Genomic DNA, 13,303 nt, shown 5'->3' on the forward strand with positions numbered 1-13,303 from the left:
AGTTTCGGTAAAAGAAAGGCCCGTCCAGTCGCTCGCTTGAGTGAGATAAGCCTTCCCATGGCCGACTCGTGTCGGCACCTGCGCAAGGTATACAGGAAGGAAAATTGAGAGCAAGTCAATGAGATGAGGTTTCAAAAATTTCTACTAAATCCTGAGAGAAGGTTCACTGCGTTGGCGCCGGAAAAATTTTTGGAATCACATTCACAGACATATCATTAATCGGTTAATAGCTCCCTAACGAATCACTCGGCTCCAATGCTAGCATTAGGCATCAATAGTTAATGATTAACAAACGTTATTGTGGAGCGCATCGGATGCTCAAGGTGACCTCTAAATGATTATTAAACTGCCTTTACCACTCGAATCCTAGATTGCAAAATCGAGCACACCCCATTAACATCAATAAGCCATCACACAACCAGAAGCATAAACATTATGAATCCAACAGAAAGAAAACAAAAATTCAGCACCCGAGAATGGTGCTTAGTAATAGCGATCTTATCACTGATTCAATTTTTCGTTCATTGGGTATCTTATCAATTTGGAAATAGCCCTAACGCCCTAGGGTACGTCTCATTCGCCGGAACGTTAGTATCGATAATGCTGGGCTTGATCGCAATTATATATTCATTCGTTCAATCAATCTCCCAGAGCACTAGTGTTGTGGAAATCAGAGAGCAGGTAGAGAGACTAATCGTCGCCGGAAACGAGATCACCGAATCTGGAAAAATAATTCACTGCGCATCTCAAGAGGTAAACGGCTTGGTTGGCGACCTCGCATCAAAAGTCATTGAGAACACAAGTACTACAAAAGAGGTTCTCGGCAGCGTTAGCAAATTGACATCAGAACTTAATTTTTCGCAGTCCATGCAGCCTCGAGATTCGATTGAAGATGGAGCAGATGCGAGCGACGATATTAAAACAACATCAATACTCGGCTCAGATAGAACCATTGTATTTCTTATGATTCTTTGTATATACGAAGGTGCAAAAAGAGGTTACACCATAGACCAAGTAGAAAGCCTAATACTCCCCACCCTCAGCACAAAATACGGTGTCGATATAAACTTCATTATAGGAGCATTCAATACTACACTTTTTGCTATAGAAGCAGAAAAACACACAGACTTCTCCGAAAAAAACATTGGCGATGAGGTAATAAAAGTATCAGATGAATTCAACCAGATAATTCGAGAAAGAATCCCCGAAACAATGAGCGGCGACAACTTAAACTTCAACAAATTTTGGCAAACCATAAACGAACTGAACGACGAACAAATTGAGCCTGAGAAACCATGAACGCTGCACACCAACTTTCACAAATAAGACGTCCAGACTAAACTCGAAATTATTCGGTTTAGTTTAGTTTAGTTTAGTTAAGCCTGAAGTTTTACTCCCTTGAAGATGAAGCTCAAGTGTACGAGTCGCCGGCTAATCGGCGCTGACCACAATCGACACCCGGCGATTTTCCGTGCGCCCCGCTGCGGTGTCGTTGGAGGCCACGGGTTCGCTGCTGCCGAGGCCTTGCAGCTGAATGTTCTCCGGCTTCATGCCGACCGTGGCGAGGACGTTGGCGACGCTCTTGGCCCGGCGCAGCGACAGTTGCTGATTGTAGGTTTCCTTGCCCGACGCATCGGTATGGCCATCTACCCGAACGCGCTCGATCCCCACGCCGAGCAGCGCCTTGCCGATGCGTTCGACGATTTCCGTGCTGGCTGCGTTCAGGCTTTCGACATCGCTGCCAAACAACACTTTGCCCGACAGGCCGAACTCCCAGCCGTCGTCGGTCAACTCGAAACCCTGCTGTTTGAGCACGGCGACCTGCGCCGGTGTCAGGCCTTTCTGCGGGGCGGTCTGGCAACCGCTCAGGGTCAGCGCGGCGATCATCAGCAATGCGGAAAAAAGTCGAACGGGAAGAGTGAACACGGGCATCAGCTCCTGGTGTGAACGGAATCGACCGGGCGCTCCGACCCGGCGGTGAATTGCGCGCCGCGCGACAGGCGCTTGGCCTGATACATCGCCGCGTCGGCTGCGTTGAGCAAGGCTCCCGGCGTGGCGCCATGATCGGGATAGACGGCGATGCCGATACTGAGCGAGGTCACCACACTGCTGTCGCCGGGCAGGGTGATCGGCATGTCCATGCTGGCGAGAATCTTGTCAGCGATGTGCTCAGCGTCTTCGACCGTGTGCAGGGGCGCGAGCAGCACGGCGAACTCGTCGCCGCCCAGCCGCGCGACCAGATCATCCTCGCGCAATTGCGCTCGCACGCGATTGGCGATCGCCACCAGCACGGCGTCGCCCGAGGCGTGGCCGAAGTTATCGTTGATGCCTTTGAAGCGGTCGCTGTCGAGAAACAGCACGGCGACCCGCTCATCGTGTTTTTTGCCGTTGCGCAAGGCGCGCATCAAGCGGCCTTCAAAAAACGCGCGGTTGGGCAACCCGGTGAGGCTGTCGTGGGTCGCTTGATGGGCGAGGGTTTCGTTTTCGTTCTGCAGGTGGGTTTGCCAGGACTCGAGTTCGCCGAGCAAGGCATTGAAGTCGTTGCCCAGGTTGTCCAGTTCGGCGATTTGCGCCGGCGGCACGCGCCGATCCAGCGCTCGTTCGCTACGGGCGGCGTGGGCGACGGCGGCGAGGCTGTGCAACGGGCCGATGATCGCGCGCAACTGCCGCCGCGCCAGATAGAGCGCGACCCAGGCGCTGATCGCGGTGCACAGCACAATCCCGGCCAGGCCGCTGAGCAGGAAGCGCATCAGGCTGCCGCCGTGGCCGATGAGCAGGACGCGACCGATCTCACGGTCCTGATGCTCGATCGGCAGGCTGACCGGTTTTTCCAGTATGGCGCGGGCGATCCGCATTTCCAGCTCGGAGAACAAGCCGGTTTCAGCGCGCTGCCATTGCGCGATCAATTGGCCTTGCGCGTCGAGCACTCGGGCATCTGCCACTTCCTCGGTGGAAGCGATGATCGCCAGCGCTTCGGTTGCCGCCGCTTTGTCATTGAACACGACGGCCGCTTCGACGGTGTAGCTGATTGAACGGGCGATCAAGTGCAGGTTGTGATCGGCATAGACCCGCAGCGCCAGCACGCCCAGCAGGGTCAGCGAAACACTGGCCATCGCCACCGCCACCAGCGCGACAATCAAATGCCCACGGCCGATGACCGAGCCCAGGGTGGGACGAGCCTTCCAACTGAACAGCTTCATGGCGCCGCCGCTTTGCGACGGGACAACTGCAACACGCTGGGGTGTATGCGCACACCACTGCGAGCCACGGAGTCGAGATTGACCTCGAACGACACTTGCTCATCGCCAACGCGCAGGCAGAACAGACTGCCGACGGTGCATTGATCGTCGGCTTCGCTGATGCTCAGCACCGGATGCCCGATCAACGATGCAAACAGACGACTGCGTTCATCGGCGGTGAGCTTGCCGATGTACACCGCATCGCATTCGCTGACGATGCCCGGGTTGTCCGCCAGCAGACGCCGCACAGCCACCGGCCGGCCCGTGGCTTGGGTGGTGCCTTTGACCAGGTCATCGGTGTATTCGGTGGGGCCGACGATGCACAGGCGCAACTGCGCCGGTTCCACCGGCCAGCGTGCATAGCTGAGAATGCCAAGCACCACTTGCGTGACCGCTTTGGCCCGTTGCTCGGCCGGCCCGGTTTGCGCTTGGGCGATGGCGCTGCCCGTGAACAACCAGAGCAAAACGATCAGCAATGCGTGCTGGCAGGCCACCACACGCTGTGTCGCCCAGACGGCCACCTTCATGGAGGGATTCTCTTGGAGCGTAACGAAATGATGCCGCAACGATAGCACAGCGCCAGAACACCAGCGAGGCGCCTGCCTCTGACCGGTTGGTCAGTAATCGTTGTCGGTCATTCAGCACTTCATCCCTGAGACTCGGCGCCCTCCTCCAGTTCCAGCATCAGCCCGCTCAGACGCTTGACCTTGCGCTGCACCGCTTCCTCAAACACGCCGGCACGTGGCTCGATCAAGGTGAACCAGTGTCGGGCGCGAGTGATTCCGGTGTAGATGAGTTCTTTGGTCAGCACGGGGTTCAACGCATCCGGCAGGATCAGCGCCGTGTGGGCAAACTCCGAACCCTGGGACTTGTGCACCGTCATGGCGTACACGGTTTCGACATCATTGAGCCGACTCGGCAACACGAAGCGCACGCCGCCCTGTCCATCGTTACGCGGAAAAGCCACGCGCAGAACCGTTTTGCCGATCTCTGCGCCTTCACGCTCGGGCAGTTTCAGGGCGATGCCGATGTCGCCGTTCATCAGGCCCAGACCATAGTCATTACGAGTCATCAGCACGGGCCGACCTTCATACCACTGCTGATCGCTCTCGATCAGACGCGCCTTGAGCAACGCAGCGGTGATGCGCTGGTTCAGACCTTCAACGCCCCACGGCCCTTTGCGCACCGCGCACAGCAACTGGAACGTATCGAACGCCTGCAAGACTTCCCGGGCCCAATCGGTCCAGTCCGCATGCTCAAGAGGCCGCGTCGATGATGGACGCTGATCGCGCAGTACGCTCAAGTAATGGCGATAACCTTGCGGGCCGTTGCCGTGACCTTCGAGCAACAGGCGTTCGAGCTTCTGATCATGTTCGCCTTTGAGCGGCAGCGAATACACGTCGTCGTAGCTGCCGGCCGCGAGCAACTGTCGCGCTTCATCGGCCAATTGCTGATTGACCCGGCGCGCAAGCTGACCGATGCCGCTGCCCTCGCCGAAACGGCGCGAGTGACGCAGCATCACCACTTGCTGCGCCAGCGGGTGGGTGCCGTCGCGGTCCTCATGCAAACCGCTGCCCTGCAACGACTCGCCACTGACTGACTCCAGCCATTGCCGCGTCTGCGGGCTGTACCAACCGCCCTCGGCGTCACGGCACAGATCGCCCAACACCGCACCGGCCTCGACCGAGGCCAGTTGATCCTTGTCGCCCAGCAATACCAACCGCGCATGGGCCGGCATGGCGTCGAGAAGGTTGGCCATCATTTCCAGGTCGATCATCGAAGCTTCGTCGACCACCAGCACATCCAGCGGCAGGCGGTTGCCGGCATGGTGACGGAAATGCCGGGTGCCCGGTCGACTGCCGAGCAAACGGTGCACGGTGGTCACATCGCTGGGGATCGCCGCGCGCACCGCTTCGGCGACTTGCAGTGATTGCACTTGCTGACTGATCGACTCGGTCAAACGTGCAGCGGCCTTGCCGGTCGGGGCGGCCAGACGAATGCGCAGCGGATGGCCAGCCTCGACGGCCGGTGCCTGCAGCAACGCGAGCAAGCGCACCACGGTAGTGGTTTTCCCCGTGCCCGGGCCGCCAGTGATGATGCTGAAGGCGCTGCGCGTAGCGATGGCGCAGGCGAGTTTTTGCCAATCGATGACATCTGCGGATTCCGCGCCGCCGAACAATTCGTTCAGACGCGGCGGCAGATCATCCGGCGTCGGCTCCTGTTGCATCAAGCGTTGGCGCAACGCTGCATCGATGCGGCGTTCGTAGGTCCAGTAGCGGCGCAAGTACAGGCGTTTCGAGGACAGCACCAACGGACGTGTCTGCGCTGGTTCACTGGCATCGGCGGCCAGCGCGACCAGCGAGCTGCTTGCCAGCACTTTGCACCAATGGGCTCCATCGAGCGTTTCGAGCAATTGCGAGGGCAGCAACAACACACCGCCCTGCACATCGCCTTCGGGCGGCAATGACAGGGCAAAATCCGGCGCCTTGAGGGTTTCGAACAAATCCAGACACACATGACCATGGCCGAGCTGGTGACTGGTCAACGCCGCCGCCAGCAGCACCAGCGGATCGGTCTCGGGCTCGAGTTCATGCAGGAAAGCGACAAAGGCGCGGTCCAGCGCGCGCAGCCAACCGCGCTCGACCCAACGGCTCAGCAACAACAGCAAATCATCGGCGCGGGTCAGCGGCGAGAGTTTCGACAGGCTGTCCGCTTCAAGCGGCGTCGGCAGCAGATCGGCGAATGTGCGGCTCATAGCAGGACTCCCTGTTCCCAGGCGGGTTCGGACTTGGGTTCGGGTTTGCCCTGGAACATCCGGTCGAGGCGTTCTATCAATTCCCGTGGTGGACGCACGAAGTACACGCCGCGACTTTCCGCACGCGTGCCGCGCAGAAACAGATAAAGCGCCCCGCCGACATGGCGGTCGTAATCGTAATCCGCCAGCCGCGCCTTCAACTGGCGATGCAGTGCCAGCAGATACAGCACGTATTGCAGGTCATAACGGTTGTCGAGGATCGACTGCTCCATCGCCTGCACGGTGTAGGCCTGATCATCCACGCCGAGCCAATTGGATTTGTAATCGGCGACGTAATAGCGGCCAGCGTGCTCGAAGGTCAGGTCGATAAAGCCCTTGAACATGCCGTTGAGTTGTACCGGTTCTGCCGCAACACGAGCCACGCCATTGTGGGTGTGCTGGCGCACCTGCTCGTCGAGCTTGAGCACGTCGACTTTGTGACTGGCGAACCAGAACTCCATCTCGACGCGATATTGCTTCAGTTGCTCAAGAACCACCGGCGGTTGCCCGCCCGCGATCGGCAACGGCGACTTGAGCAAATGCTGCAGCCAGTCCGTCAGCGTGGTGATCCAGCCTTGCCAGCCGCGCAGGTTGCAACGCCGGGCAATCGCATCTTCCAGCGCTTCGCGGGTAACCGAAAAACCTTCAGCACCCGCCCATTCGAGCAAGCCATGCAAAAACGTGCCGGGATTCGGTCCGCGAGGAAAACGGTGGATATCGGCGCCACCGCTGATGATTTCTCGTGGCGCGTCGGGGTCGAGGCGCTCATCGTCAAAGAGCTTTTGCGCCTGCGGGCTGTCCGGTGCTTCATCGCTGCCGACGCTCAATACGTCGCTGATGCGCAAAGCGCTATAGGAAGCGATCCACCAGTTTTCACTGGCTTTGCGCTTGGGACGTAGCGTCGCTCGCAGCACTGCTTCATTGCGCGGCGGCTGGTAATGCTCATCAGTGGGCTGAGGCATTTCGCCGATGCCAATCGCCGCGCAGTCTTGCTGCAGATCCCGCAGCCAGCGGTTCAATTCGCTGGACTCGCCCAAAGCGGCACCGCCACCGAGCAAATAACCCAACGCCGACAGATGCAACACCGAGCTGTTGTTATTGCCGCGCTTGAGATCGGTGACGCCCAGCCAGCAGGCATGCTGCGCGCGCGTTAATGCGACATACAGAAGACGCAGATCTTCGGCCAGACGCTCATCGTCAGCCAGAGCGATCAACTCGGGAGTCGGCTTGAGGCTGATCTGCGCCTTGCCCGCAGCGTCGTGGTAATGCAGCGGCAAGCGGCTGCCATCCACCGGTTTCGCCGAGCAAATGAATGGCAGGAATACCAGCGGATATTCCAGGCCCTTGGATTTGTGGATGGTCACCACCTTGACCAGTTGCTCGTCGCTTTCCAGACGCAGAATCTGCTCTTCACCGGCCTGACCGGACAGTGCCAGCAGCTCGGCCAGATGGCGGATCAATGCTTGCTCGCCGTCCAGTTCAGCAGCGGCTTGCTGCATCAGTTCCGAGAGGTGCAAGAGGTTGGTCAGTACGCGCTCGCCGTCACTGCGCTGCATCAGGGTTTGCGGCAGGTGGAAGTCGTGAAGAAGGCGTCGCAACATCGGCAACACGCCCTGTTTGCGCCAGAGCTCTCGATAGCCGCGGAACTGCATGACCCGGGCTTCCCAGACCATTTCATCCTGGTTCAGGCGCTCCAGCTCGATCAGCGGCAGGTTCAGGGTGGTGCAGGCCAGCGCAGCCTTGAGCGAGCGTTCGACATCGGGTTCGGCGCAAGCCTTCAGCCACGCCAGGAGGTCGTGCGCCTCTTGCGCGGCGAACACGGAATCCTTGTCTGACAGATAAACACTGCGCACCCCTCTGGCGGCGAGTTCGGCGCGTACGGCCTGCGCCTCTTTACCGTCGCGGACGAGGATCGCGATGTCAGAAGGACGCAGACCTCTGAAGTCATCTGCCTGAACAAAACCAGCGCTACCGTTTTGCCCGCCATTGAGCAGTGCGGTGATTTCACTGGCGCAGGCGGCGGCCATTTGCTGGCGATAGACCGCGCCGGACAGCGGCTGATCGCCAGACAACAGCCAGACATTCAGTGCCGCGACGTCTTGCCCGGCAATCCGCAGCGTTTCCTTGCGCCCCTGAGACTCGACCGGGAGGAACGGCACCGGGTTTTCGCCGGTTTTCTCGCGAAACAAAAACGCGCCGCGTCCTTGCTCTCGGGACTCGGCGCGTTCGAATACGTGATTGACCGCTGTCACCATGCCGTGGCTGGAGCGGAAGTTGGTGCCGAGCGTATGCAAGCGGCCGGTGGTGGCCTGACGTGCGCGCAGATAGGTGTAGATGTCGGCACCACGAAAGGCGTAGATCGCCTGCTTAGGGTCGCCGATCAGGAACAGGCCGGTGTCAGGGTGATTGTCTTCGATGCGGTAGATGCTTTCGAAGATGCGGTATTGCACCGGATCGGTGTCCTGGAATTCGTCGATCAGCGCGACAGGGAACTGCTCGCGGATCAGTGTGGCCAATCGCTCGCCGCCCTCCGTTTGAAGCGCGGCATCCAGACGCAGCAGCATGTCGTCGAAACCCATTTCTGCGCGACGGCGCTTCTCCTCTTCAAAGCGTGCACCGACCCACTTGGCGGCGTGTTGCAGAACAGCGGCATCGGGTGTCGGCAATGCGTCGAGGCTCGACTTGAGTGCGGACATGGCGTCCAGCCCCGGATGACTCGGGGCCTGGCCTTTCCAGGCTTCGGCCATGCCATCGGGTGTCAGACGAGTGAAGCCGGTGCCAATGTCCAGTTGCTCAAGCGCCTCGTCTGCGGCCCAGGTCTTGAGCTTGTCGAACCAGGGCTCGAAATAACGCGCCTGCATCTTGCGGCCATCGACGGTTTTGCTGGCCACGCCCTCATGGCACAGAGCAAGCAGCTCGTCTGCCCAGTCACGCCAAGGCATTTTCAGTTCGACCAACGCCGCTCGCCGCTCCAGCAAACATTCGGCGATCAGCTCCGCCGGCACCTTGCCTTCAGCGGTGTCACGCTCGCTGGCGAACAAGCCGCGTACCCGAGGCAACAGCGCTGCGGGGCCACCCCAATTGCTGCGCACCCAGTTCAGCGCATCGCCCTGCATTGGGTAGCAGAACAGGCGCCAGTAATCGCGCAGCACCTCGCCGAGCAGATCGCTGTGATCGGTTTCCAGCGACTGCGTGAACAGGCTGCCGCTGTCGAACGCATGCTCACGCAGCATGCGCTGACACCAACTGTGAATGGTCGAGACAGCGGCTTCGTCCATCCACTGCGCGGCGATATCGAGGCGGTTGGCACAGCCCGGCCATTGCTGCGGATCGAACTGATCGCGCAGCTCGGCAATCAGTCCGTCGGGGGCAGTGATTTCACCGCGGAAGAATCGCGCGGCCTCAGCCAAGCGTGTCCGAATGCGTTCACGCAGCTCTTTGGTGGCAGCGTCGGTAAACGTCACTACGAGGATCTGCGGCGGCAGCAGTTCGCGTGCGAAACCGCTTGTCTCCCCGCCATGACCAAGAATCAGCCGCAGATAAAGTGCCGAGATCGTAAAGGTTTTGCCGGTGCCGGCGCTTGCTTCGATCAACTGACTGCCGCGCAGCGGGAAGGCCAGAGCCAACGGTGTTTTCGTACTCATGCGCGCGCACCTTCGCTGGACAAGGAACGCCAGGGCGCTTCGAATAATGGGCGGTACAAGGCGTCGCACCAGCCGGTGAAGGTTTCGTCTGCCAACAATGCATCGAAGTCGGGATATTGCCGGAGCAGTGCCGGGCTTTCACGCCGCTCGCCCTCGCTGGTCTGGCCGTCACCTTCATACGCTTTTCGTGCAGCGGCTTCGGCTTTGACCGGGTCAGTTTGAGACAACCAGGCGAACGCGGTTTTTATCGCAATCGGCAAGGGTTGGCGCATGCCTGATTGCCACGCAAGAAGCAGGTCGCCGAGGAAACGCAGCGCTCGGTCTCGCTCCATTGGCTCAAGCAACAATGTGTCGTCACTGGCGACCAATGCCGTGGTCAACGCATGCTCGCTGGCGCAGGCGACCAGATGAGTGACCCACGGTTTGGTCAGCCGGTGCCACTTGCGCGTTTTGATCGAGCCGATGCTGTTGGGAATGGTAGTGACTGACAGCAGGCCGCCATCGGCACGTTGGTGCAGGCTTGAGAGCCAGCCTTCCAGCCGCACACCTTGCAAGTCGAGACTGACCGGGATTGCGCTGGTCAACGGAGTCGGCCATAACGTCAGCAACTGTTGGTACCGCTGCAGAAGATCCGGTAGCGGTTCGATCAACTCTCGCTGTAGACACTCGCCAAAACCGGCCATAGGCAGCAGACCACTGTTTTGCAGGCGCAGCGCCCGGGCTTGCAGCGCCTGATCGATATTGTCCGGCTGGCTCAGTGCGGCTTCCAGCAAGCTGTCGCTCAGCGTGTAGCGCTGTAGGGCGTCCAGCACGAAAGGTTCTTCATCTGCCAACGGCGCTTGCGCCGCCTCGAAATAGACCTTGAGACGTTGTGTGAAAAAATGCCGAACCGGATTACGCAGAAAGTCCTGCAGTAAAGCCAGTGTCAGCGGTTCTTCCTGAACATACGGCGCGAGTAACGGCGCCTCGCTTTGCTGCGCTTTCTCTTGATGCAACACCTGCCACTCGCTGGCGTAGCTGAACAGTTGCTCGCCTTCGTGGAAATAGCGGGCGCTGAAAGGTTGCAGAGGATGTTCTTCGGTCAGCACGTCCAACAGATCCTGGCTTGGGTCGATTGAACGCCAGCCGCTGGCGAGGTGATCGCGCAACTGGCCGATCAGTACCGAGGCAGGTCGTTCGCTGTTGTCACGGATGCTGCGACCGACCCAACTGATATAGAGCTGAGAGCGTGCGGACAACAGCGCTTCGAGTAACAGGTAGCGGTCGTCTTCACGTCGTGAGCGATCCCCAGGTCGGTAATCGCTGCCCATCAGATCGAAGTCCAGCGGTGGTTGCGCGCGGGGATAATCGCCGTCGTTCATGCCCAGCAGACATACCAGTTTGAAAGGAATGGCACGCATCGGCATCAAGGTGCAGAAATTCACCGCACCGGCGAGGAATCGTTGCGACAAACGGCCCTGATCCAGCCCGGCGAGCCAGGCTTCGCGCACGACAGTCAGCGGCAGTTCGTCAGTCAGCCCGACCGCCTCGCAGGTCTCCAGCCAGGTTTCGCGAAGCTCTTCCAGTTGGGTCAGCAGGTAGTCGTCGTGCTCGTTGCTCGCCTGGAAGAACACCTGCATCAGCGCTTGCAAACGCAGCCCCCACTCTTTCGGTTGAGCCGGTTGCGTGAGTTGCTGGTGAGCGATTTCCAAGGCATCCAGCAGAGCCACCAGTGGACCGATCAGGGCAGCATCAAGCCCACCAATTTCATCGTAAGGTTCTATACCTGCACATGCCTCGGCACTGCCGACGGCGTACCCCAGCAGCATTCGGCGCAGGCCGAAATGCCAGCTGTTCTGCTCCAGTTCCTCTGGCAAACCGAGACCGGCCCGTTGCTCGGCGCTCATGCCCCAACGCACGCCGGCGCCTTCGATCCAGCGGTGCAGAGTTGGCAGGTCGCGTTCTTCTACGCCAAAGCGAGCGCGCAGGGCTGGAACATCGAGCAAGTCGAGGATCTCACTGACTGGGAAACGGCTGTCCGGAAGCTTGAGCAGGTGCTCGACTGCGATTAGTAACGGATCGCGGCCACGCTGGCCCTGATCCGCCAAAGTGAACGGAATGAAGCGCGGGTCAAATCGATCGAGCTGACCGAAAACTGCGCGGATATGCGGTGCATAGCTGTCGATATCCGGGACCATGACGATCACATCTCGCGGGCGCAGATCCGGGTCGGCACTGAAACGCGCCAGCAGTTGATCGTGCAGGATCTCGACTTCACGCTGGGCGCTGTGGGCGATGTGAAAACGTATTGAATGGTCTTGGGTTGAATCGACCGCTGGCCAGAGTTCGCGTGTCTCGTTAAGTGGACGTAACTCAAGAATGTCGTCCTGCAGCTGGTTGAGCATGTTGTGGGGCTGGGCTTCGCTGAACAGGTCGATGCGTCCGTCACGAAAGGCTGCGCGGTAGCTGTTGGGATCGTCGTAGCTGTCGAGCAGGTTGATATAGTCTCGACCTTGCTTGCCCCAAGCGGCCAGCAATGGATGTGCGTGCTGATGCAGGGTCTCGGCATCAAGGACCACCGGCATCCCGCTTTTGCGTTGTTGCCGCTTGTATTGATGCCGCAGCAGATCCTTGTCGGCGACGATATCGGCCCAGTGATGGCGACAGGGGTTGTGTACGCAAAGCAATACCTGGCTAAAACGTGCCAGACCGGCGAGCGCTTCAAGTACCTGCGCGGGTAGCGAAGAAATACCAAAAACGATCACACGCGGTGGCAGTGAAGCCGGTGCCTCATCAAGAGTGTTGATGCGCTCCATGAAACGTTGATGGACGCCGGCACGACTCTGCGCCATGCCTTGTTCGCCGACGTCATCCAGCAGCGCTCGCCACAACTCGGCCTGCCAGCAACTGGTCGGTGGCAGCGGCTTTATTTCACCTCTGACATTGCGCAGTTGATGACGCCCCTCAGCCCAATCTTCCAGCCAGTCGGCCCGGTAGACCTGATATTGGTCGAACAGATCAGCTAGACGCTCTGACAACTGATAGCGCTTGCGCAGATCGCTGTCGTGGGTGAGGAAGCGTTGCAGCGGCTCGAAATGGGCGCGGTCGATTACCTGTGGCAAGAGGCGCATCAGGCGCCAGGTCAGCGGGGCTTTGTCGAGCAGGGATTTAGCCGGAATTTCTTCTCGTCCCAATACCATGCGATAGAGCTGCCACATGAAACTGCCGGGTAGTTGAACGTCAATCGCCGCAGCGATTCCGCAACCGCCAAGGTCGTCGTCTTCGGGATCCTCGGCCAATGCCAGTTTGAGCCATTGGGCGATGCCGTTGCTTTGCACCAAAGCGATTTCATTTTCCAAGGGGGCCAGAGGGTAGCGCCGCATGATGCTGACCACAAGGCTGCGCAGCTCATCGAGACTGTTGCTCTGAACCACCATAAATGCAACGTTGAGGGACTGGGCGTCCGACATATGGATTCCTTGAAAGATCGCTGAAGCCGAGGCAGAACCTTAGCATTGTCGGCCGGCTGTGACAGCGGGACGTGGTCTGCAAAGGCTGTAAGAACTTTTTCGCAGGCAAAACAAAACCCCAACTGCTTTCGCAATTGGGGTTTCGGAATTTAATCTTGACGATGACCTACTCTCACA

At 59.1% G+C, this 13,303-nt stretch carries 7 protein-coding genes; 1 reads left to right on the forward strand and 6 read right to left on the reverse strand.

The features are described 5' to 3' along the window. Window positions 1-600 precede the first annotated feature (600 nt). Window positions 601-1,299 (forward strand): hypothetical protein, encoded by a 699-nt coding sequence (locus tag AC0IXA_RS21345; protein WP_471814461.1) that lies wholly within the window; start codon window positions 601-603, stop codon window positions 1,297-1,299. 132 nt (window positions 1,300-1,431) lie between these two features. Here the strand turns inward: AC0IXA_RS21345 and yfiB are convergent, their stop codons facing one another. The 6 genes from yfiB to recC all read right to left on the reverse strand — a co-directional run bounded on the left by yfiB (window position 1,432) and on the right by recC (window position 13,126). Continuing rightward, entirely contained in the window at window positions 1,432-1,932 is a 501-nt protein-coding gene (gene yfiB / locus AC0IXA_RS21350) for an outer membrane lipoprotein YfiB (RefSeq protein WP_400556563.1), read from the reverse strand. Beyond that, complete coding sequence (gene dgcN / locus AC0IXA_RS21355) at window positions 1,932-3,200, reverse strand: diguanylate cyclase DgcN/YfiN (protein WP_400556565.1); 1,269 nt, start codon at window positions 3,198-3,200, stop codon at window positions 1,932-1,934. Before dgcN ends, yfiB begins: the two co-directional genes overlap by 1 nt. Then, the gene (yfiR, locus tag AC0IXA_RS21360; protein WP_024011482.1) at window positions 3,197-3,766 is read right to left on the reverse strand and encodes a regulatory sequestration protein YfiR; all 570 of its coding nucleotides are present in this window, start codon (window positions 3,764-3,766) and stop codon (window positions 3,197-3,199) included. The genes dgcN and yfiR overlap by 4 nt, the downstream gene beginning before the upstream one ends. 119 nt (window positions 3,767-3,885) lie before the next feature. Continuing rightward, on the reverse strand, window positions 3,886-5,994 hold the full coding sequence (gene recD / locus AC0IXA_RS21365; RefSeq protein ID WP_471814462.1) for an exodeoxyribonuclease V subunit alpha: 2,109 nt from the start codon (window positions 5,992-5,994) through the stop codon (window positions 3,886-3,888). Beyond that, complete coding sequence (gene recB, locus AC0IXA_RS21370; RefSeq protein ID WP_471814463.1) at window positions 5,991-9,677, reverse strand: exodeoxyribonuclease V subunit beta; 3,687 nt, start codon at window positions 9,675-9,677, stop codon at window positions 5,991-5,993. Before recB ends, recD begins: the two co-directional genes overlap by 4 nt. Next, window positions 9,674-13,126, reverse strand: a complete 3,453-nt coding sequence (recC, locus tag AC0IXA_RS21375; protein WP_471814464.1) for an exodeoxyribonuclease V subunit gamma — start codon at window positions 13,124-13,126, stop codon at window positions 9,674-9,676. Before recC ends, recB begins: the two co-directional genes overlap by 4 nt. Window positions 13,127-13,303 lie beyond the last annotated feature (177 nt).

Source organism: Pseudomonas sp. AC083 (assembly GCF_979253165.1).

Coding starts and splice junctions, on each gene's coding strand:
- AC0IXA_RS21345 (WP_471814461.1), top strand. CDS start 601: ATGCTGGGCTTGATCGCAATTATATATTCATTCGTTCAATCAATCTCC.
- yfiB (WP_400556563.1), bottom strand. CDS start 1,932: ATGCCCGTGTTCACTCTTCCCGTTCGACTTTTTTCCGCATTGCTGATG.
- dgcN (WP_400556565.1), bottom strand. CDS start 3,200: ATGAAGCTGTTCAGTTGGAAGGCTCGTCCCACCCTGGGCTCGGTCATC.
- yfiR (WP_024011482.1), bottom strand. CDS start 3,766: ATGAAGGTGGCCGTCTGGGCGACACAGCGTGTGGTGGCCTGCCAGCAC.
- recD (WP_471814462.1), bottom strand. CDS start 5,994: ATGAGCCGCACATTCGCCGATCTGCTGCCGACGCCGCTTGAAGCGGAC.
- recB (WP_471814463.1), bottom strand. CDS start 9,677: ATGAGTACGAAAACACCGTTGGCTCTGGCCTTCCCGCTGCGCGGCAGT.
- recC (WP_471814464.1), bottom strand. CDS start 13,126: ATGTCGGACGCCCAGTCCCTCAACGTTGCATTTATGGTGGTTCAGAGC.